The following is a 22,077-nucleotide window of genomic DNA, read 5'->3' as shown; positions in this document are numbered from 1 at the left end:
GCGCAGGTGATCTGCGCTTTTTTATTTGAGTATTTTTCGAATCATCCGCAGCCCGTTTTTGGAGGAAGGATAACGAAATGCGAAGTCGAAGCGGTTCGTTTGTTTGACGACGCTTTTTTTGTGCGTGAATGTGTTAAAACTGTCAAAGCCGTGATAGCTGCCGATGCCGCTTTCCCCGACGCCGCCGAATGGCAAATACGGCGTCGCCACATGCATTAACGTATCATTGACACAGCCCCCGCCAAACGACAGATTTCCTAAAACAGCGCGCTCAGTTTCTTTGTTTGTGGTGAAGAGATACAGGGCGAGTGGCTTAGGGCGCGATTGGATTTTTTCAATGACTTCCCCGATATTGCGGTATGTAAAGAGCGGAAGAATCGGCCCGAAAATCTCCTCCTGCATCACTGGAGAGTCATCCCTCACTTGTTCGAGAATGGTCGGCGCAATTTTGTGATGATTGGGATCAGATTGTCCGCCTGTGAGTGGGATGCCGTCATTCAGAAAGCTGAGCAGCCGCTGATAGTGCCGTTCACTGACGATTTTGCCGTACTGCGGATTCCGTTCCGGCTGAGGGCCGTAAAATTCTCTGATCGCACGCTTCATTTCTTCTGCCAGCTTCGTTTTGATGTCCTCGTGGACAAATAAATAATCCGGTGCGATGCAGGTTTGTCCCGCATTTGTAAATTTCCCGAAGACGATGCGTTTGGCGGCAAGCTGAATGTCAGCATCTTTATGGACGATGCAGGGGCTTTTGCCGCCGAGCTCCAAGGTTACGGGAATTAATTGTTTGGCGGCGGCCTCCATGACGACTTTTCCCACGGCTACGCTGCCTGTAAAGAAAATGTAGTCAAAGGGCTGCTGTAATAATGCTGTGCTGACGTCGGGCCCGCCTTCTGCCATAGCGACATAATCGGTCGGAAAAACGCTGCTGATGAGTTCCGAAAGTGCAGCAGAAACAGCCGGCGTATATTCCGATGGCTTGAGAACGACCGTGTTCCCCGCCGCAATGGCTCCAATCAACGGAGAAAGCGCCAGCTGCAAGGGATAGTTCCAAGGTGCAATCACCAAAACGGTTCCATACGGCTCAGGAATGATGATGCTTTTGGAGCCTAGATGAGTCAGCGGCGTTTTGACTCGTTTCGGCTTGGACCATTTTTTCAGCCGTTTCATGACAAAGCTGATTTCCTCCAAGACGATTCCGATTTCTGTTGAGTATGCTTCTTGCTCGGATTTGTGGAGATCCTGGTAGAGAGCGGCTATAAGATCGGCTTCATGAGTTCTGACGGCTTGTTTCAGCTTTCGCAAAATGTTCAGTCTCGATTCAAGCGGTCTCGTATGTCCCGCCGCAAAATAGGCTTTATGCTTGCTGATGATAGAGGGGATGCTGTTCATTCCGTTTCTCCTTTTTGTAAAGTATGGTGATTTATTATGTGGAAAATCTCTTCTGCTTGTCAATCGCGCAAGGTTTGTCAGAAAAAATAACAAACTCATATCTGCGTTTACAGCAGGAATTTGATAAAATGCAGGAAGACAACATTTATTTTTTTGGAGGGTGCTTCATGAACATTCATATATCTGCTTTGATTCAAAAGATGGAAGAAGATCTAAAAAAAGCAAAAACGGCTGAACGGGATGAGGAGCTGAAGCGTTATGTAGCGGTTGTCCGTTCTCTGTGTGATGTCGTGCTTGATCAGCCGGAGAACGTGAGCGCGCCCCGCATACAGCCGAGCGTTACGCCAAGTCCTGCCGCGCCGCCATCGACAGACCAGCTGATGATGGAAAAAATGATGGGGAGCGCGGGATTAAACAAATTTCGAAAGCAAGAAAAAGAGAAGCAGGAAGAGGATGGAAACGGAGAGTCTTTATTTGATTTTTAAAGAGAGAGGTTGAGCTTACGTGAAATTGGTTCTTGGCGCGCTGCAATGGACAGCGTTTATTATTGCTGCGGCGATTGTTGTTCCGGTGGCGGTTGCCCAGTCGTTTCATCTGGATCACTCAGATTCTGCAAGATTGATTCAAAGCACTTTTTTTGTACTGGGAATTGCCGCCGTCATTCAGTGTTTGAAAGGCCACAGACTGCCGATCAATGAAAGCCCAGCCGGCTTGTGGTGGGGAGTGTATACGATCTACGCAGGGCTGACGGGAACTGTGTTTGCGACATATGGAGACACACTGCGGGGGTTGCAGGGAGCTCTTCTTGTAAGCGCTGTATGTTTCTTTTTGTTAAGTGTTTTCAAGGTCATTGACAGACTTGCAAAATTGTTTACTCCGGTTGTAACGGGCGTCTATTTATTGCTTCTTGTCATGCAGCTGAGTCAGCCCATTATAAAAGGAATTCTCGGAATCGGTTATCGACAGGACGGGGTGGACGGTCTTGTATTTGGTCTGGCGCTTGTTGTGATCGCTGCCGCCTTTATAATGACAAATTCGAACATCATGTTTTTTAAGCAATATTCTATTTTATTAGCCTTGTTCGGCGGATGGGTGCTGTTTGCGGCTGCCGGAGCGGCAAAGCCGATTGAAATGCCGGACAGGTTGTTTCAGCTGCCTTCCCTGTTTCCTTTTGGGACCCCGTTATTTAACAGCGGCCTGATCATCACTTCTATTTTTATTACTATCTTGCTGATCGTGAATATGCTGGCGAGCATGAAGGTCGTGGACATCGCCGTGAAAAAATTCAGCAAACAGCCTGATGGAAAGCATCATGAACGCCATGCCGGTTTTGCCGCTTCATTCAGCCATCTGCTTAGCGGTTTGACGGGAGCCATTGCACCTGTTCCGATTTCGGGAGCCGCAGGTTTTATTGAAACGACCAAAATGCCTTCTAAAAAACCGTTTATGCTCGGCAGTATTCTGGTTATCGTGATCAGCGTGATCCCGTTTTTTATGAATACGTTTGCGAGCCTGCCGTCACCCGTTGGATTTGCGGTGAATTTTGTTGTGTTCTCCGCAATGGGCGGTCTGGCCTTTGCCGAATTTGATTCATATGAGAAAGAAGAATCAAAAAGGGTGAGGTCTATCATCGGCATCTCGCTGCTGACAGGGGTCGGTATCATGTTTGTTCCTGAAACTGCGTTAAAGGGATTGCATCCGGTATTTATTTCTCTATTAAGCAACGGGCTCGTATTAGGGACGCTTGCTGCAATAGCTGCTGACCAGTTCCAGCTTTGGCGCAGGAGAAAATCCGACAATCTCGTGTCAACGGAGAACAAACATTGAATTTTGGTGCAGGTGCGATAAGATAAATGATATGAGTTTAACGAAAAGGCGGGAGAGATAGATGAAAGTTTTTATCATATTAGGGGCCATTAACGCCCTGCTTGCCGTGGGACTCGGAGCATTCGGCGCTCACGGATTAGAAGGGAAAATACCTGATAAGTATCTTCAGGTTTGGCACACAGGCGTGCAGTATCATATGTATCACGCCCTTGGGTTATTCGTTGTCGCGTTTCTGGCTGATAAATTATCCGGCATAGGCAGTGTCACGACAGCCGGCTGGCTGATGTTTGCGGGAATTGTGCTGTTTTCCGGAAGCTTATATATTCTAAGTGTGACGCAAATCTCCATTCTTGGAGCGATCACCCCGCTCGGCGGTGTGGCGTTTATTATTTCTTGGATTATGATCGTTGTCGCAGCCGTCAAATATCTATAAACAAAAAAGCCAATCCTCATCATATGAGTGATTGGCTTTTTTCTTATCTTGGCGAATAGGACGCCATGGAATATGGATACGTATAAGCAATTTCTTCATCAAATGTAATGTAATCGAGGTAGATTGTCAGGAGCAGGTAGCGTGTTCCTGATTTCGGGTCGCTGATAATAATGTGATCCCGGCCCGCAGCTTCGATGACGCCGCGAAAAATCTTCGAGCCCCATTCCTTGCTGTTTTCAAATGTCATATAAATGGTGGCCGTTTTTCCCCGATTCAGGCGCAAAATATTCTCGATGTAAGATTCCTCAACAGGCAGCATGCCGGGAACGCTTTGGCCCGGTCCTGACGGTGTAGGCCCCGATGGAATTTGAAAACCGCCGCCCTGCTGCTGGCCCGGGAATCCAAATCCCTGCTGTCCTTGTTGTCCTTGCTGTCCCTGCTGCATTGGCATCATTGGCTGCATCCCCATTGGCTGCATTTGTGAGCCTTGGCCTTGCTGCGGGTACGGGTTGGCGCCAAACTGAGGCTGATACCCCTGCATATTATCAAATGCCTGCATTTGCTGATATTGATTTTTTTTCGGTTTCATATCGTTCCTCCTTTTTATGAAAACCATTCAAAACATGTTCTGGATGTATAGGTGAACGCTCCGCGATGACTCACCTCCGATGGAAAACGATCTTAGTCGCTGGTGCGATTTTTATCTCTTTCACCTTATGAGGCTGATGCTTGGATTATGCTGAAAAAGAACAGCGGACCGATCAGATTTCGCTCTGGGCAGCCGCTGTTTTTCAGAGACATACACAAACTTTTCGCATATTGGTTTGTATCCCTAGCGCAACTTGAGCATAAGCAACATAAGATAACGATAGTTTCAGGTGTGAAGTTCCAAGAAGGAGGTGTAGGATTTGCCTAAAGTATCAGTCATTATGACGAGCTATAACAAAAGCGATTATGTGGCAAAGTCCATTTCTAGCATACTCTCACAAACGTTTTCAGATTTTGAATTGTTTATTATGGATGACAACTCCAATGAAGAGACGCTGAATGTAATCCGTCCTTTTTTGAATGATAACCGAGTGCGTTTTTATCAAAGTGATGTATCTGGAGTGATGGAAAGAACAGAAAAAACGAGATACGCGGCACTGATCAATCAGGCGATTGAGATGGCGGAGGGTGAATATATCACCTATGCGACGGATGACAACATCTATATGCCGGACCGCCTCCTGAAAATGGTGCGGGAGCTCGATACCCATCCTGAAAAGGCTGTGATTTACTCAGCCTCCAAAACCTATCATTTAAACGAGCATCGCGACATTGTAAAAGAAACTGTCAGGCCTGCCGCTCAAGTGACATGGAACGCACCGTGCGCAATCGATCATTGCTCGGTGATGCACAGGTATTCGGTGCTTGAGAAGGTAAAGGAGAAGTTTGGCTCCTATTGGGATGAAAGCCCGGCGTTTTACCGTATAGGAGATGCCCGGTTCTTTTGGAGAGTCAATCATTTTTATCCGTTTTACCCACTGGATGAGGAGCTGGACCTGAATTATATTACCGACCAATCGATTCATTTTCAGCTGTTTGAATCAGAAAAAAATGAATTTGTCAGGAACCTTCCTCCGCAGCGAAATTGCCGAGAACTGCGTGAATCATTAAAAAAGCTTGGAATGGGGTGAGAGCTTGTCGGCCTATTTAAACAATTATTGGGTGCTGTACCGGAAGTACGTGGAGCTTTTTGACAAACTTCGCTACAAAGGGATTCCGCTTGGGCTTATCAGTAATTTTTATCAATACATCAGCCCTGAACTGAGGGTGATGATGGAAGAAGAACCGGAATTATTCGGATCGGTGGATCAGCATATCGATGAGGGACAGATTCAGCCGTTTTTTGAAGAAAGAATCCAAAACATCGTTAAAACAAATGATGAACCTGTTAAAGGGAAAGTCATTTTGCACTTTGATTACCTGCGTTTTTCAAACGAAAATTACTATCAATTTGATCCTGAAAAAACGGCTGTTTTGGCCAGATGGAGTTTGCCGCATTATTGTGATCTGCCTGTAATTAGCAAGCGGGAGATTGCGGATTCATGCCAAAAAGGCGATTCGAAGCAGTATCTCGAAACAGCCTGTTCGCTTCTCGCCCCTTATGATGATCACCCGGCATTTGGTGATCAAGCGTTTCGCGACCGGCTTTTCAAAGATATTCCTTTATTTATAGAGGCCATTGATACAGTTGATGCGCTGTTTGAACAGGAAAAGATTTCAGCTGTTATTGTCGGAACGGCAGAAGACATTTACAGCAGGGTGCTCGCTCTCATGTGTCAAAGAAAAGGGGCCGTCAGCATTTGTCTTCAGCATGGCGCATTGATGGGAGATGAAGCCTTCATTCCTGTTTTTACCAGCCATCAAGCTGTTTTTGGTGCGTATGAAGCAGAGTGGTTCATACGAAAAGGCTGTAAACCCGAGCAGATTCTCGTAACGGGACATCCCCGCTTCGATCAGATTTTTAACAGAACGCCTATGGATATGTCCATATTCTATCGAAAACTTGCTTTTCAGCCGACTAAAAAAATTGTGCTCATTGCCACTCAGCCCTTTTCAGAAGACTTTTATTCCGGTGTGCTGCAGGGGCTTTCTGATCAGAAGCAGCTGCAGATTATTATCAAACCCCACCCGTGGGAAATCGGAAAAAACAAGCTTGATCTGTATCACGAGGCGGCGAAAAAACATAAAGCATGCAGAGTCATCAAAAAGGAGCTGGAGCTTTATGATTTGCTGCCGTATGCTGATGCCGCAGTGACGCAAACCTCGACAGTCGGTCTTGAAGCCATGCTGTTTCAAAAGCCTGTGCTGATCGGAAAATCGTCCGGAAATCGCTCGTATCCGTATTATGAGTCTCTTGGCGATTTTATGTTTGACCAGCCGGATGAACTGGCGCACACCTTGGTTGAGGTTCTTCGAAGTCCCGACGTGCATCAAAAAGCAGAAGAGGCGCGCCTGGCATTCATAGCGGCTAATTATCCGGTGGCAGAATCAACAAATGCTTTATTTGCGGAACTGAAAGCCAAAACAGGGGTTGATTACAGGCGGGAAGATACTGAATAAAATGATAGGAGCGCAAAGAAATGGTGCAAAAGAGAAATCATTTTCTCCCTTACTCATTGCCGTTAATCGGTAAGGAAGAAATTCAGGAGGTTACAGAAACGCTTGAATCGGGATGGCTCTCTAAAGGCCCGAAGGTTCAGCAGTTTGAAAAAGAGTTTGCCGCGTTTGTCGGGGCGAAGCACGCCGTGGCGGTGAATTCATGTACCGCAGCTTTATTTTTGGCTTTGAAAGCAAAAGAGATCGGGCCAGGGGACGAGGTCATTACCACTCCGCTTACGTTCAGCTCGACCGCCAATACGATTATTCATACGGGAGCGACGCCTGTGTTTGCGGATATTGACGAAAACACGCTAAATATTGACCCGGTAAAGCTTGAGGCGGCCGTCACACCGCGAACGAAAGCAGTTGTGCCCGTCCACTTTGGCGGGCAGTCCTGCGATATGGATGCAATATTGGCTATTGCCCAAAATCATGGTTTATTCGTGCTGGAGGATGCGGCACATGCGGTATATACGACTTATAAGCAAAGAATGATCGGTTCTATCGGGGATGCAACGGCATTCAGCTTTTACGCCACCAAAAACCTCGCGACAGGGGAAGGCGGCATGCTGACGACTGATGATGAGGAGCTTGCCGATAAGATCCGGGTGCTAAGCCTTCACGGCATGAGTAAAGCCGCATGGAACCGTTATTCTTCAAATGGCAGCTGGTACTATGAAGTCGAATCGCCCGGCTATAAGATGAATATGTTTGATTTGCAGGCGGCCCTCGGACTTCATCAGCTGAAACGGCTGGATGATATGCAGAAACGGAGAGAAGAGATTGCCGGCCGCTATCAAACCGCTTTTCAGCAGATTCCGGGACTGATCACGCCGTTTGTCCATGATGACGGCAGGCACGCCTGGCATCTATATGTTCTGCAAGTTGATGAAAAAAAGGCCGGGGTTACGCGCAGCGAAATGATTACGGCTTTAAAGGATAAATACAATATCGGCACTAGCGTTCATTTTATTCCAGTACACATTCATCCGTATTATCAAAAGCAATTTGGATATAAGGAAGCGGACTTTCCGAATGCCATGAATTACTATAAACGAACCCTTTCTCTCCCGCTCTATCCATCAATGTCTGACGACGATGTAGATGATGTCATTGAAGCTGTGCGGGATATCGTAAAAGGGGCTGATTAAGTGTATACGGTAAAAGAAAATGTCTCCAAAGAGTTGATTGAGGAATTTCTCCAAAGCCGACAGCTTACACTGGATGTTCCGTATCAATTTTCCCTCGGCCTTTTTGAAAACAGCAGGCTCCAAGGCGTATTGCTTTACGAAGATTCTTTGTGGGAAAGCAAGGTGCTTCAGAAGAAAGTCATGAACGTCAAACTTCTTGCGGCAAATAGTACCGGGCAGCTAAAGAGGCTGTTTGAAGCTTTTTATACTGTACGCCAAATGGATGAAACGGATTTTATCTTTGTCCGCGTTCCGGCTGAAGATATCGGAGCCGCGCATGTGATACAGCAGCAGCCATCCTCTTACTTTGTCGGGAGTTTGCTGAAGCTGGCGATGCCTCCGTCTTTTTATGACAAAACACCGCCATTTTTTGAACTGGGCCCGCCTGAGCCCGGAGACACAGAAGCGATATGTGAGCTGGCCCGAGACTCGTTTACAAAAAGCAGATATTTTCAGGATCCTCATCTCAGCCGCGATGCAGCAAACAAAATATTTCAGGAGTGGACACGAAACAATCTGAATGGAAGGGCGGCGGTCAATATTGTCGCTAAACACAATGGCGAGGTCATCGGCTATCTTCAGGGCTTATCAAGAGATGATGAATGCATTCTCGATTTGATGGCTGTAAAGCCGGGATTTGAAGGAAAACGTATTGCGTTTCATTTATTGGCGAATCTCATAGAACAACCGGAGACCCAGAAGCATAGAACGGTAACAGCGGGGACGCAGCTTCACAATGTAAGGGCGATCCGCCTTTATGAACGAATGGGCTTTACCGCTGAACAATCGTATTACTATTATCATATTTGGCCGGGCAAGGAGGCGAAATAATGGCAGCGTTTCAGATCGCGAATAAAACTGTAGGCAAAGACGCTCCTGTTTTTATTATTGCTGAGGCGGGGATTAATCATGACGGGAAGCTTGATCAGGCTTTTGCGCTGATAGACGCCGCGGCGGAAGCGGGAGCGGATGCCGTGAAATTTCAAATGTTCCAAGCTGATAGGATGTACCAGAAAGATCCTGGTTTGTACAAGACGGCAGCGGGCAAGGACGTCTCTATTTTTTCTTTGGTTCAATCTATGGAAATGCCCGCTGAGTGGATTTCACCGCTATTGGATTACTGCCGCGAAAAGCAGGTGATCTTTTTAAGTACTGTATGTGACGAGGGGTCAGCTGATCTGCTTCAGTCTACCTCGCCGAGCGCTTTTAAAATCGCATCCTATGAAATTAACCATCTCCCGCTGCTCAAATATGTCGCCCGGCTGAACAGGCCGATGATTTTCTCGACAGCCGGAGCTGAAATCTCTGATGTTCACGAAGCTTGGCGCACCATCAGGGCAGAGGGAAACAATCAAATTGCCATAATGCATTGTGTGGCGAAATACCCTGCACCGCCGGAGTACAGCAACCTCAGCGTCATTCCGATGCTTGCCGCCGCTTTTCCTGAGGCGGTAATCGGCTTCTCCGATCATAGCGAGCATCCGACAGAAGCGCCGTGTGCCGCGGTTCGGCTCGGAGCAAAACTGATAGAAAAGCATTTTACGATCGATAAAAATCTGCCGGGTGCCGACCACTCGTTTGCATTAAATCCGGATCAATTGAAAGAAATGGTCGATGGCATCAGGAAAACGGAAGCTGAGCTGAAACAGGGGATCACAAAGCCGGTCTCTGAAAAACTGCTTGGCAGTTCATACAAAACAACAACCTCCATCGAAGGAGAAATCAGAAATTTTGCATACAGAGGCATTTTTACAACAGCTCCGATTCAAAAAGGTGAAGCCTTTAGTGAAGACAATATCGCAGTGCTTCGGCCCGGACAAAAGCCGCAGGGGCTGCACCCGAGATTCTTTGAACTGCTGACCAGCGGTGTTCGGGCTGTAAGAGACATTCCGGCCGACACAGGCATTGTCTGGGATGACATTTTACTGAAGGACAGCCCGTTTCATGAATGATATTCTCTTTATTATTCAAGCAAGAATGGGTTCAACAAGGCTTCCGGGAAAAGTGCTTCGGCCGCTCGGATCGAATCGTTTACTTGACATTCTCGTTCACCGTGTCCGGAAAAGCGCGTTTTACCAAAAGGATCGGGATAATCTTGTCATCGCCACGTCTGACAAAGAAACTGACGACATATTAGAGGCGCACTGTATCAAACAAGGCTTTCGTGTTTTCCGCGGGAGCGAAGAACGTGTCCTCGATAGGTTTGTGAAGGTCATAGAAGCTGTTAAACCGTCAGTCATCATCCGGTTAACGGGTGATAATCCGTTTGTCGATCCGGAGCTGCTCGATGTAATGATTAAGGCGCATTTTGATCAAGGGTCGGATTATACGTATATCCTGAATGCCCCATTAGGGATTTGCGGCGAAGTGGTCAACGCCAACCTGTTAATTGACATCAGCCGTATTCAGAATATGGAGGATCAATATCAGGAGCATGTCACGTTATATATAAGGAATCATCCAGCTCTTTATCGTGTGCAGTTTTTAGAGGCGCCGGAACGATTTCGCGCCCCTCAATATCGGCTGACCATTGATACAAAGGAAGACTATGAATCGATAAAGGCTCTCTATCAAAAAGCAGGCGAGCGCCCCGATGTATCCGCCTCAGAGCTTATCACCCTTCTGAACCGGAATCCCGATGCGGCAATCGAACGAGAGGCTGAATAGCCATGCATGTTGGGATCTTCGCAGACGGCGGCTATGAAAAGGGAATGGGCCATGTTGTCCGGATGAAGAGACTTGCGGAAGAACTCAAACAGAGCTGCTTGATTACGTTTTACACGAATCAGGAGTCTGAAGCGTTTCTTCATGAAGAGCATTGGCGTGTCATCGTAAAGCCGGAGCTGCAGCAGCACGAATTTATTCTCCGGGAAATAAAAAGCAAGAAGCTTGATTTGCTTTTGTTTGATATTCTAGGCGCGCCTACAGAGCTGTTAAAGAAAATAAAGACGGAGACAGATGCGAAAATTGTTCTTTTTGAAGAGAAAAACGGTAAATCGATTCAATATAGTGACGCAGTCATTAACGGAATTTACGGTGACATCAGAGGGAGGGTGTACATTCAGGGAAACACACGCATCTATGAAGGCCCGGACTATCTTATTCTTCACCCCGCCTTTCAGGCCGCAAGAGAGGATTACACACTTAAGAAAGACTGCCGCAATATCCTTGTTGCATTAGGAGGAAGTGATCCGAAGCAGCTTATTTTTAAAGTGCTGGCTGCCGCTGATCAAGTCCCCGACATAAAAAACAAAAACATAATGTTTGTGATGGGGAGCGCTTCACCGCATCAAGAGGCAGTCCGAAGGCGGATCGAAAAGAAGCCGCAGTACAAGATGACCGAACAGACAAATGATATGGCAGGTTTGATGAAACAAGCGGACGCAGCCATTGTCGCCGGCGGCATCTCTCTATATGAAGCCATTTGCATCGGCGTGCCGTGCCTTGTTCTTTCTCAGGTTGAGCATCAAACGGCAACAGCAAAAACAATTGCTGGCCAAGGCGCCGCTCTTGATCTTGGTTTGGGTGAGCTTGTACCGGATGAAACACTCATCTATCAGATGTCACGCATTATGAGCAGCTATCCTCTTCGCCTTTCTTTGCACAAGGGAGGAAGGCCGCTCGTGGATGGCAAAGGCATTATACGGGTAACAGCTATTCTTCAAGATTTATATGAACAAGAGATATAAAAATGCATGTAAGGAAGTGTTAATGTGAAAGGTGTTATTTTAGCCGGAGGAAACGGCTCACGCCTTATGCCCTTAACGAAAGCCGTCAACAAGCATTTGCTTCCTGTAGGCCCGTATCCGATGATATACTGGTCGATTATGAAGCTGGAGGAAGCCGGAATAAAAGACATTTTACTCATCAGCCAAAAGGAGCATATGCCGCAATTTTACAAACTGCTTGGGAACGGGGAAGAGCTTGGCGTTACTATCACTTATCAAGTACAGCCGGCAGCATCGGGCATTTCGGATGGGCTGTCTTATGCAAAGCGCTTTACGAAAAAAGAGTCTTTCATTTTATTATTAGGTGATAATATATTTGAAGATTCATTAAAGCCTTATACAGAACGCTTTGAACAGCAGGGGAAAGGAGCAAAAGTGCTTCTGAAAGAAGTTGATGACCCGGAACGTTTCGGGATTGCTGAGATTGATGAGAAAAACAAGCGGATTCGTTCCATCATCGAAAAGCCCGAACAGCCACCGACCAACCTTTGTGTTACCGGCATTTATATGTATGATGCAGAGGTGTTTTCGTATATTGAACAAATATCACCATCAAAGCGCGGCGAGCTGGAAATCACCGATGTGAATAATCTATACATCGAAAACAGCCAGCTTACGTATGATGTGTTATCAGGCTGGTGGGTAGATGCCGGAACTCACGAATCGCTTTATCTCGCTTCCCAGCTTGTACACCAGGCTTTACGGAAAGGACAGGACGAAAAGTGATGGCAAAATCATATTTAATTACAGGCGGGGCCGGCTTCATCGGGCTCACGTTTACAAAGCTCATGCTGAGGGAAACGGATGCGCGCATTACCGTTTTAGATAAACTGACGTACGCCAGCCACCCGGAGGAAATGGAAAAATTAAAGCAAAACAGCCGTTTTCGCTTTGTAAAAGGGGACATCAGCGTTCAGGAGGATATCGACCGCGCGTTTGATGAGACCTACGATGGCGTCATTCACTTCGCAGCAGAATCGCATGTGGACAGAAGCATTTCCCAAGCAGAGCCGTTTATCACCACAAATGTCATGGGGACATACCGATTGGCGGAAGCGGTCTTGAAAGGAAAAGCCAAGAAGCTGATTCATATTTCAACAGATGAGGTATACGGGGATTTAAAAGCGGATGATCCCGCGTTTACAGAAACGACGCCGCTTTCTCCTAATAACCCATACTCAGCCAGCAAAGCAAGCTCTGATTTGCTCGTGTTGTCTTATGTGAAAACCCACAAGCTTCCGGCCATCATTACACGATGCAGCAACAATTACGGACCTTATCAGCACAGCGAAAAAATGATTCCGACGATTATCCGTCATGCGAAGCAGGGCCTGCCTGTTCCGCTGTATGGCGATGGACTCCAGATCCGAGACTGGCTGTTTGCGGAGGATCATTGCCGCGCGATCAAGCTGATTTTAGAAAAAGGGACCGACGGCGAGGTGTATAACATCGGCGGCGGAAATGAACGCACGAATAAAGAGCTGGCGAGTGTCATTTTGAAGCATCTGGGCTGTGAGGAATTGTTCGCCCACGTGGAAGACCGAAAAGGGCATGACCGGCGCTATGCGATCAATGCATCAAAGCTGAAAAACGAACTGGGCTGGCGGCAGGAAGTGACGTTTGAAGAAGGCATTGCGCGTACGATTCAGTGGTATACAGACAATGACCGATGAGAAGGTGATCTGATTGACAAAGGTATTGGTGACTGGGGCGGGAGGACAGCTTGGCTTGGAACTATGCCGCCAGCTGAAGCAAGCCGGATATGAGGTCATTGCGTTAACAAAGAAGATGATGAACATTGCTGACCAGCGCTCAGTACGGCATTCGTTTGGCCATTATCAGCCGGATATCGTGGTCAATAGCGCCGCGTTTACGTCTGTTGATCAATGCGAGAAAGAGCTTGATAAAGCGTACTTGATTAACGGAATCGGCGCTTATTATACAGCGCTTGAGTCAACCCGCATCGGAGCTCAATATGTTCATATCAGCACGGACTATGTATTCGATGGGAAAGGAACCCAGCCATATAGGGAAGACGATCCCCTCGATCCGAAAACCATTTATGGCAAAAGCAAAAGGCTCGGAGAAGAACTGATACGATTAACGACAAAAGACAGCACGATCATCAGAACATCGTGGGTGTACGGACATGGCGGCAGTAATTTCGTTGAAACCATGCTGAAGCTTGCTGAAACGAAACAAGAGCTTCGGGTTGTCAGCGATCAAATTGGTTCGCCGACTTATACGAAGGATTTAGCAGAAGCGGTCATCAAACTGTTCAGCCATCCGCCGGGCATCTATCATGTCAGCAATTCAGGCATATGCAGCTGGTATGAGTTTGCGACGGCAATTATGGAAGAAAGCGGGCTGGAAACAGCCATTTTGCCTGTAACGACAGAGGAATACGGGAACAAAACGCCCCGTCCGGCATACTCTGTGCTGAGCCATCGGGCCATTGAAGAAGCCGGCATCCGCCCCCGCCACTGGCGGGAAGCGTTACATGAGTATTTGCAGGAAAGGAGCAGTGCGTGTGATTGATGGAGTCAAGGTGAAAAAATTGATGAAGCATAGCGATGACAGAGGCTTTTTTGCTGAGCTGGTCCGGGACGATGAGAACCTCCTTGAGCATTTTGGGCAGGCCTCTTGGTCGAAAAGCTATCCGGGTGTGATTAAGGCATTTCATTATCATGAGAAGCAGGATGATCTCTGGTTCTTCCCAACCGGCCACGCTCAGGTTGTCCTATACGATCTTCGAGAGGATTCAAAGACAAAAGGAGAAACGGACGTCTATTATATGGGCGAAGACAACCCGATGCTGTTATTAATCCCAAAAGGGGTGGCTCACGGATATAGAGTGCTGGGAGAGACGCCGCTGACAATTATCTACTTTACCACCATGTCGTATAACCCGGATCAGCCTGATGAAAAAAGAATTCCGTGGAATGATGAGACGATCGGTTTTAACTGGAACACTGAATTCAGATAAAAATAGGAACGTGATCAATCGAAGAGCAGAGGCATCTTCGACTTTTTTTGCCCTTTTTTAAAATAGGATAAAAGATATAAAATGTCAGGCAGATGTTACTAGAAAAAGAGAGGGAAATCGTCCATTTGAACCTTGTATAAACAGGAAGGAATTCTCATTTAATTCCAAGCGTTAATATTCCTTAAAAAACATTTACTTCCATGGAAAATGATGATAGATTAATTTTTAAGAAAAAGAACTGGTAATTCGCGAATTATGAAAAAGCGCTTTTTCTGCAGAGGACGCTCTGGCCAAATTTCAACAATCAATTAGGGGGAAATGTCGTGCTAAAAAGAACTTCATTCGTATCTTCATTATTCATCAGTTCAGCTGTTTTACTATCAATCTTACTTCCTTCGGGCCAAGCTCATGCACAGTCTGCATCAATCGAGGCAAAAACAATTAACAGCACGAAAGAGTGGACCACTTCTGATATTGAAGTGACATATAAACCAAATGCGGTGCTTTCTCTCGGAGCGGTAGAATTTCAATTTCCTGACGGGTTTCATGCTACGACAAGAGATTCAGTAAATGGAAGAACACTGAAAGAAACACAGATTTTAAACGATGGAAAAACAGTCAGACTCCCGCTTACGCTTGATTTGTTAGGCGCATCCGAATTTGACCTCGTCATGGTGCGTAAAACTCTTCCTCGCGCAGGCACTTACACGATTAAAGGCGATGTAGTAAACGGTTTGGGAATCGGCAGTTTTTATGCTGAAACGCAGCTGGTGATTGATCCCCGTTAATCGATAGATTTGTAGTCAGAGACTGAGATGTTTTCAGTCTCTTTTTTTGTGGATTCAAAAGCTGGTACGGATCTTGCATGATCATATGGTGAATCCAATGAAGAAAGGAATTGGCGGGCTGATTTTTTAAAGCGCTTACATTACAGCCGGCCAAAAAAACAATGAGGTGAAAAAGATGTCAGCAAAGCAAGTCTCAAAAGATGAAGAAAAAGAAGCTCTTAACTTATTTCTGTCTACCCAAACGATCATTAAGGAAGCCATTCGGAAGCTGGGTTATCCGGGCGATATGTATGAACTCATGAAAGAGCCGCAGAGAATGCTCACTGTCCGCATTCCGGTCAAAATGGACAATGGGAGCGTCAAAGTGTTCACAGGCTACCGGTCACAGCACAATGATGCTGTCGGTCCGACAAAGGGGGGCGTTCGCTTCCATCCAGAAGTCAATGAAGAGGAAGTAAAGGCATTATCCATTTGGATGACGCTCAAATGCGGGATTGCCAATCTTCCCTACGGCGGCGGGAAGGGCGGTATCATTTGTGATCCGCGGACAATGTCATTTGGAGAACTGGAAAGGCTGAGCAGGGGGTATGTCCGTGCTATCAGCCAGATCGTCGGTCCGACAAAGGATATTCCAGCTCCAGATGTATACACCAATTCGCAGATTATGGCGTGGATGATGGATGAGTACAGCCGGCTGCGAGAATTCGATTCTCCGGGCTTTATTACAGGCAAGCCGCTCGTTTTAGGCGGATCGCAAGGACGGGAAACGGCGACGGCACAGGGCGTCACGATTTGTATTGAAGAGGCGGTGAAGAAAAAAGGGATCAAGCTTCAAAACGCACGCATCATCATACAGGGCTTTGGAAACGCGGGTAGCTTTCTCGCCAAATTCATGCACGACGCGGGCGCGAAGGTGATCGGGATTTCTGATGCCCATGGCGGGCTCTACAACCCGGACGGCCTTGATATCCCTTATTTGCTCGATAAACGTGACAGCTTCGGCATGGTCACCAACTTATTTACTGACGTCATCACAAATGAGGAGCTGCTTGAAAAGGAATGCGATATTTTAGTGCCTGCCGCGATCTCCAATCAAATCACAGCCAAAAACGCACATAACATTCAGGCGTCAATCGTCGTCGAAGCAGCGAATGGACCGACAACCATTGATGCCACTAAGATCCTGAATGAAAGAGGCGTGCTGCTTGTGCCGGATATCCTGGCGAGTGCCGGCGGCGTCACGGTTTCTTATTTTGAATGGGTGCAGAATAACCAAGGATATTATTGGTCGGAAGAAGAGGTTGCAGAAAAATTGAGAAGCGTCATGGTCAGTTCGTTCGAAACGATTTATCAGACAGCGGCAACGCATAAAGTGGATATGCGCTTGGCGGCTTACATGACGGGCATCAGAAAATCGGCAGAAGCATCGCGATTCCGCGGATGGGTGTAATTTGAGAAGCCTCCGCAAAATAATTTTGCATTTGTTTTTTGCCTAAAGAGCAAAAATCGCAAAATAAATTTGCGTTCAAGATCGGAAAAAGAGAAAGGTGATCACCTGTTAGACAAATTTCTGTTCGATTCAACAAGTTTTTTCAGCAAAAGACAAGAAAATGGCATGATTCTTGCATTTTTATTCATATGCGAAGATATATTTCATAACACGAGGGGGACTACATATGACAGTCACATACGCGCACGAACCATTTACCGATTTTACGGAAGCAAAGAATAAAACTGCATTTGGGGAGTCATTGGCCTTTGTAAACACTCAGCTCGGCAAGCATTATCCGCTTGTCATAAATGGAGAAAAAATTGAAACGGACCGCAAAATCATTTCTATTAACCCGGCAAATAAAGAAGAGATCATTGGGTACGCGTCTACAGCGGATCAAGAGCTTGCTGAAAAAGCGATGCAAGCCGCATTGCAGGCATTTGATTCCTGGAAAAAACAAAGACCGGAGCACCGCGCAAATATTCTCTTTAAGGCAGCGGCTATTTTGCGCAGAAGAAAGCATGAATTTTCAAGCTATCTTGTGAAGGAAGCAGGAAAACCGTGGAAGGAAGCAGATGCGGACACGGCTGAAGCGATAGACTTTTTAGAGTTCTACGCGCGCCAAATGTTAAAGCTCAAGGAAGGGGCTCCGGTGAAGAGCCGTGCTGGCGAGTTCAATCAATATCATTACGAAGCGCTTGGCGTCGGCATCGTCATTTCTCCATTTAACTTCCCGCTCGCGATTATGGCGGGAACAGCGGCGGCAGCGATTGTGACAGGAAATACGATTCTCTTAAAACCGGCTGACGCAGCCCCGGTAGTGGCAGCAAAATTTGTCGAGGTCATGGAGGAAGCGGGTCTGCCAAACGGCGTTCTGAATTACATTCCGGGAGATGGAGCGGAGATCGGTGATTTCTTAGTTGAGCATCCGAAGACACGGTTTGTCTCATTTACAGGTTCCCGTGCAGTCGGCTGCCGGATTTATGAGCGAGCCGCCAAAGTGCAGCCGGGCCAAAAATGGCTCAAACGGGTAATTGCAGAAATGGGCGGAAAAGACACAGTGCTTGTCGACAAGGACGCTGATCTTGACCTTGCTGCATCCTCTATCGTGTATTCAGCATTTGGATATTCAGGACAGAAGTGTTCTGCGGGCTCCCGCGCGGTCATTCATCAGGATGTGTATGATGAAGTGGTGGAAAAAGCTGTGGCGCTGACCAAAACGCTGACTGTCGGCAATCCAGAAGATCCTGATACGTATATGGGTCCCGTGATTCATGAAGCATCCTACAACAAAGTGATGAAATACATTGAAATCGGCAAATCTGAAGGCAAGCTATTGGCCGGCGGAGAAGGCGATGATTCAAAAGGCTACTTTATTCAGCCGACGATCTTTGCAGATGTTGATGAAAACGCCCGCTTGATGCAGGAAGAAATTTTCGGCCCGGTTGTTGCGATTTGCAAAGCGCGTGATTTCGATCATATGCTGGAGATTGCCAATAACACGGAATACGGATTAACAGGTGCGCTTCTGACGAAAAACCGTGCGCACATTGAACGGGCGCGCGAGGATTTCCATGTCGGAAACCTATATTTTAACAGAGGATGTACCGGAGCAATTGTCGGCTATCAGCCGTTCGGCGGTTTTAATATGTCAGGAACAGACTCAAAAGCAGGCGGTCCCGATTACTTAATTCTTCATATGCAAGCCAAAACAACGTCCGAAGCTTTTTGATTTGAGAGAAATAAAATCGTGCGATTCTTTAGCGGATCGCACGATTTCAACTTTTTGATCAGGAGGACAATTTATGCAGTATACAAAAATCAGTCACATGAATCCGGCTGAAAGAGTGGAGGCGCTGACAGCATCTCTGGTCAGCCTCAGCAGCGTGAACGGCACCGTTGGAGAAGGGACAAAAGCAGATTTCATCAAAGAAGTGATCACGAGCTATCCTTATTTTCAGGAAAACCCCAGTCATGTGTGGGAACAGGCCATTCCCAATGACCCATACAATCGCAAAAATATTTTTGCGTTTATTAAAGGACATGGAGAAAGCCGTAATACAGTCATTTACCATGCCCATCTGGATACAGTTGGAATCGAAGATTTCGGCCCTTTAAAGGATATCGCTTTTGATTGTGAGAAATTGGCCGAGTATTTCAGCCGCTATGAGTTCGATCAGGATGTTCAGCGGGATGCCAAATCAGGCGAGTGGATGTTCGGAAGAGGATCTGTCGATATGCAAAGCGGCATCGCCGTGCATTTAGCCAATCTCCTGCATTTTTCGGAGAACCTTGAGACGTTGCCGGGAAATGTATTGTTTATGGCCAATCCCGATGAGGAGAGCCAGCATTCGGGCATTCTCGCCAGCATTTCAGAGCTGAACCGGCTAAAAAAAGAAAAACAGCTTCACTATTTGGCCGCTATTAATACGGATTTTATTACCCCGCTTTACGATGGTGATCAGACAAGATATATCTATACCGGAGCCGCGGGAAAACTGCTGCCTTGCTTTTACATTTACGGGCGTGAAGTCCATGTTGGCGATACACTGGCAGGAATTGACCCAAATTTCATTTCATCTGAAATCACAAGCCGTCTCCACAATAACATCCATCTGGCAGAAAAGGTTGAAGGGGAGTTGGTTCTGCCCCCATCCTGTTTGTATCAGCGTGATAACAAGGAATCCTATAATGTGCAAACGGCTGTCAGCACCAGCTTGTACTTCAATTGTTTTATTTATGAAAGAACAGCAAAAGAAATGATGGATTTGCTTATTGAAGTCACTGAGGAAGCATGCCGAGAGACAGAACAAAAATTATCAGATTATTATGAAGAATATGCAAAAAGAGCCAACCTGCCAAAGAAACATTTATCATGGGACATTCAAGTGTATAGCCTGGAGCAATACTTAGAAAAGCTGAGAAACCGGGGGATAGATCCCGAGCAGTGTATCGAGCAGACATTCAAAGCCAACGAGCACCTTGAACTTCGCATGAGATGCTTTCAGGCAATCGAAGAGCTTCAAAAGCTTGACCCCGATCAAGGCGCAAAAGTCATTCTATTTTACGCACCTCCTTACCTGCCGCATAACTATTTGAAAGAAGATAGCGCAAGAGATCAGCTTTTGCAGCATGTGATAAAAGAAGCGGCTGACAAAACCGCTGAATCGACAGGCGAAACATTTGTCTTCAAAAAGTTTTTCCCCTACTTGGCAGATGGCAGTTTTTTATCACTGCACGAAACCGATGGCGAAATTGATTCTTTTATCAGGAACTTCCCTGGGTGGAATATGATTGGGACCATTCCGTTCAAAGACATACGCAAGCTGAATATTCCATCCATTAATATGGGCGTGTACGGAAAAGACGGCCATAAATGGACAGAACGAGTCTATAAACCGTACACATTTCATGTATTGCCTCTCCTCATACAGCAAACCACCGTTCATCTTTTGCAAAGCTACCGGATGACCATCACGGCAAAAGAACCAAAGGGGGAAGGATGATGCAGAATCATAAAAATGAATTGCAGCGCAGCATGAAAAGCAGGCATTTGTTTATGATTGCTTTGGGAGGGGTGATTGGCACTGGGCTGTTTCTAGGCTCTGGCTTTACCATTAGCCAGGCGGGACCGCTCGGCGCCATTGCCGCGTATATCATCGGCGGATTTTTAATGTATCTCGTCATGCTTTGTTTAGGAGAATTGGCTGTTGCCATGCCGGTGGCCGGATCGTTTCAGGCCTACGCCACTAAATTTCTGGGACCGTCGACAGGCTTTATGATTGGCTGGCTGTATTGGTTCAGCTGGGCGAATACAGTGGGGTTAGAGCTGACGTCAGCAGGCATTTTGATGCAAAGGTGGCTGCCCTCCGTTCCGATCTGGATATGGTGCCTCGTGTTCGGCATCGTCATCTTTTTGATTAATGCGCTCTCTGTCAGAAGCTTTGCAGAAATGGAATTTTGGTTTTCAAGCATCAAAGTGGCGGCGATCATATTATTTATTGTGATTGGCGGATCCGCTGTGTTTGGCTTGATTGACTTTAAAGGCGGACAGGAGACACCCTTTTTGTCTAACTTTATGACTGATAGGGGACTTTTCCCTAATGGGGTGCTGGCCGTTATGTTTACGCTGGTCATGGTGAACTTCTCCTTTCAGGGAACGGAGCTTGTCGGCATTGCCGCAGGGGAAAGTGAAAGCCCGGAAAAAACACTGCCAAAGTCCATTCGAAATGTCATTTGGCGCACGCTGTTTTTCTTTGTGCTCGCTATGTTCGTCTTGGTTGCCATCCTTCCGTACAAAACGGCGGGGGTGATTGAAAGCCCATTTGTAGCGGTACTCGATCAAATCGGCATCCCATTTTCGGCAGATATCATGAACTTTGTCATCTTAACGGCCATTTTATCTGTTGCTAATTCGGGATTGTATGCGGCGTCGCGTATGATGTGGTCACTTTCATCAAATCAAATGGGTCCATCCTTTCTCACCAGACTGACAAAAAAAGGCGTGCCGATGAATGCCCTGCTGATTACGCTAGGCATTTCAGGCTGTTCGCTGCTGACGAGTGTCATGGCCGCAGAAACAGTGTATTTATGGTGTATCTCAATCTCGGGCATGGTGACAGTTGTCGCGTGGATGTCCATTTGTGCGTCGCAATTTTTCTTTCGCAGACGTTTCCTTGCTGAAGGCGGAAATGTGAATGATCTAGAGTTCAGAACGCCGTTTTATCCGCTAGTCCCGATTCTCGGATTTTGTTTATATGGCTGCGTGTTGATCAGCCTTATTTTCATTCCGGATCAAAGAATCGGCTTGTACTGCGGTGTGCCGATCATTATTTTCTGCTATGCATACTATCATCTGAGCATCAAAAAGCGTATAAATCATGAACCGATTGAAAAAAAGCAGACAGAGGCGCAATAGAAAAAGCTCTCCGGGAGGCCGGAGAGCTTTTTTTACGCATTACATCCTCATGTGTTTTTAGAATGAAATATAGAAATATATAATGGGATTTAAATGAAAATAATAAAACTTATAAATATTTCGTTCGAATTGTAAATAGTGAAAAAACAATGCTAAACTATAATACAACTTTATGA

At 46.5% G+C, this 22,077-nt stretch carries 21 protein-coding genes; 19 read left to right on the top strand and 2 right to left on the bottom strand.

Annotated features, from left to right (window positions below; genetic code table 11):
* Positions 1-21 precede the first annotated feature (21 nt).
* The gene (locus tag bslm_RS18680) at positions 22-1,392 is read right to left on the bottom strand and encodes an aldehyde dehydrogenase (protein WP_046381414.1); all 1,371 of its coding nucleotides are present in this window, start codon (positions 1,390-1,392) and stop codon (positions 22-24) included.
* 167 nt (positions 1,393-1,559) lie between these two features.
* Here bslm_RS18680 and bslm_RS18675 point away from each other — a divergent pair, with 167 nt between their 5' ends.
* From bslm_RS18675 to bslm_RS18665, 3 genes are all read left to right on the top strand, one after another.
* The gene (locus bslm_RS18675) at positions 1,560-1,877 is read left to right on the top strand and encodes a YwdI family protein (RefSeq protein ID WP_046161096.1); all 318 of its coding nucleotides are present in this window, start codon (positions 1,560-1,562) and stop codon (positions 1,875-1,877) included.
* A gap of 19 nt (positions 1,878-1,896) precedes the next feature.
* Positions 1,897-3,219 (top strand): purine/pyrimidine permease, encoded by a 1,323-nt coding sequence (locus tag bslm_RS18670; protein WP_015384975.1) that lies wholly within the window; start codon positions 1,897-1,899, stop codon positions 3,217-3,219.
* Between the two features lie 61 nt (positions 3,220-3,280).
* On the top strand, positions 3,281-3,652 hold the full coding sequence (locus tag bslm_RS18665; RefSeq protein ID WP_003227446.1) for a DUF423 domain-containing protein: 372 nt from the start codon (positions 3,281-3,283) through the stop codon (positions 3,650-3,652).
* Positions 3,653-3,695: 43 nt separating this feature from the next.
* Here the strand turns inward: bslm_RS18665 and gerQ are convergent, their stop codons facing one another.
* A complete protein-coding gene (gene gerQ, locus bslm_RS18660) occupies positions 3,696-4,241 on the bottom strand; it encodes a spore coat protein GerQ (RefSeq protein ID WP_014481253.1) in 546 nt (181 codons plus the stop codon).
* Between the two features lie 319 nt (positions 4,242-4,560).
* Here gerQ and spsA point away from each other — a divergent pair, with 319 nt between their 5' ends.
* The 16 genes from spsA (at position 4,561) to bslm_RS18575 (ending at position 21,901) form a co-directional block, all read left to right on the top strand.
* Positions 4,561-5,331 (top strand): spore coat dTDP-glycosyltransferase SpsA, encoded by a 771-nt coding sequence (gene spsA, locus bslm_RS18650; RefSeq protein ID WP_021480921.1) that lies wholly within the window; start codon positions 4,561-4,563, stop codon positions 5,329-5,331.
* Between the two features lie 4 nt (positions 5,332-5,335).
* A complete protein-coding gene (locus tag bslm_RS18645; RefSeq protein WP_046381413.1) occupies positions 5,336-6,760 on the top strand; it encodes a CDP-glycerol glycerophosphotransferase family protein in 1,425 nt (474 codons plus the stop codon).
* Between the two features lie 20 nt (positions 6,761-6,780).
* The gene (locus tag bslm_RS18640; protein WP_046381412.1) at positions 6,781-7,950 is read left to right on the top strand and encodes a DegT/DnrJ/EryC1/StrS family aminotransferase; all 1,170 of its coding nucleotides are present in this window, start codon (positions 6,781-6,783) and stop codon (positions 7,948-7,950) included.
* A complete protein-coding gene (locus bslm_RS18635) occupies positions 7,951-8,820 on the top strand; it encodes a GNAT family N-acetyltransferase (RefSeq protein ID WP_014481248.1) in 870 nt (289 codons plus the stop codon). It begins immediately after the preceding gene.
* The gene (locus bslm_RS18630; protein ID WP_046381411.1) at positions 8,820-9,941 is read left to right on the top strand and encodes an N-acetylneuraminate synthase family protein; all 1,122 of its coding nucleotides are present in this window, start codon (positions 8,820-8,822) and stop codon (positions 9,939-9,941) included. Before bslm_RS18635 ends, bslm_RS18630 begins: the two co-directional genes overlap by 1 nt.
* A complete protein-coding gene (locus tag bslm_RS18625; protein WP_046381410.1) occupies positions 9,934-10,656 on the top strand; it encodes a glycosyltransferase family protein in 723 nt (240 codons plus the stop codon). The genes bslm_RS18630 and bslm_RS18625 overlap by 8 nt, the downstream gene beginning before the upstream one ends.
* Positions 10,657-10,658: 2 nt before the next feature.
* Positions 10,659-11,678: a PseG/SpsG family protein gene (locus bslm_RS18620; RefSeq protein WP_046381409.1), complete on the top strand. Its 1,020-nt coding sequence runs from the start codon at positions 10,659-10,661 to the stop codon at positions 11,676-11,678.
* Between the two features lie 24 nt (positions 11,679-11,702).
* Complete coding sequence (locus tag bslm_RS18615) at positions 11,703-12,443, top strand: sugar phosphate nucleotidyltransferase (RefSeq protein WP_014478328.1); 741 nt, start codon at positions 11,703-11,705, stop codon at positions 12,441-12,443.
* Entirely contained in the window at positions 12,443-13,390 is a 948-nt protein-coding gene (gene rfbB / locus bslm_RS18610) for a dTDP-glucose 4,6-dehydratase (RefSeq protein WP_003244201.1), read from the top strand. The genes bslm_RS18615 and rfbB overlap by 1 nt, the downstream gene beginning before the upstream one ends.
* Positions 13,391-13,403: 13 nt before the next feature.
* The gene (rfbD, locus tag bslm_RS18605) at positions 13,404-14,255 is read left to right on the top strand and encodes a dTDP-4-dehydrorhamnose reductase (RefSeq protein WP_046381408.1); all 852 of its coding nucleotides are present in this window, start codon (positions 13,404-13,406) and stop codon (positions 14,253-14,255) included.
* Complete coding sequence (locus tag bslm_RS18600; RefSeq protein ID WP_014481242.1) at positions 14,248-14,703, top strand: dTDP-4-dehydrorhamnose 3,5-epimerase family protein; 456 nt, start codon at positions 14,248-14,250, stop codon at positions 14,701-14,703. The genes rfbD and bslm_RS18600 overlap by 8 nt, the downstream gene beginning before the upstream one ends.
* A gap of 323 nt (positions 14,704-15,026) precedes the next feature.
* Positions 15,027-15,491 carry a biofilm surface layer hydrophobin BslB gene (bslB, locus tag bslm_RS18595; RefSeq protein ID WP_003227472.1) on the top strand — a complete coding sequence of 155 codons (465 nt, stop codon included), beginning with the start codon at positions 15,027-15,029 and terminating at the stop codon, positions 15,489-15,491.
* A gap of 175 nt (positions 15,492-15,666) precedes the next feature.
* Positions 15,667-16,941 carry a glutamate dehydrogenase gene (gene rocG, locus bslm_RS18590; RefSeq protein WP_014665807.1) on the top strand — a complete coding sequence of 425 codons (1,275 nt, stop codon included), beginning with the start codon at positions 15,667-15,669 and terminating at the stop codon, positions 16,939-16,941.
* A gap of 226 nt (positions 16,942-17,167) precedes the next feature.
* Positions 17,168-18,715, top strand: coding sequence for an L-glutamate gamma-semialdehyde dehydrogenase (gene pruA, locus bslm_RS18585; RefSeq protein WP_014478322.1), 1,548 nt, complete (start codon positions 17,168-17,170; stop codon positions 18,713-18,715).
* Between the two features lie 73 nt (positions 18,716-18,788).
* Positions 18,789-20,489, top strand: a complete 1,701-nt coding sequence (locus tag bslm_RS18580) for a M20 family metallopeptidase (protein ID WP_046160966.1) — start codon at positions 18,789-18,791, stop codon at positions 20,487-20,489.
* Complete coding sequence (locus bslm_RS18575) at positions 20,489-21,901, top strand: amino acid permease (protein WP_046381407.1); 1,413 nt, start codon at positions 20,489-20,491, stop codon at positions 21,899-21,901. The genes bslm_RS18580 and bslm_RS18575 overlap by 1 nt, the downstream gene beginning before the upstream one ends.
* Positions 21,902-22,077: the final 176 nt, after the last annotated feature.

The organism is Bacillus sp. LM 4-2, assembly GCF_000978495.1.
Lineage (GTDB): Bacteria > Bacillota > Bacilli > Bacillales > Bacillaceae > Bacillus > Bacillus subtilis.
This window is presented reverse-complemented; position numbering and strand designations above follow the sequence as displayed.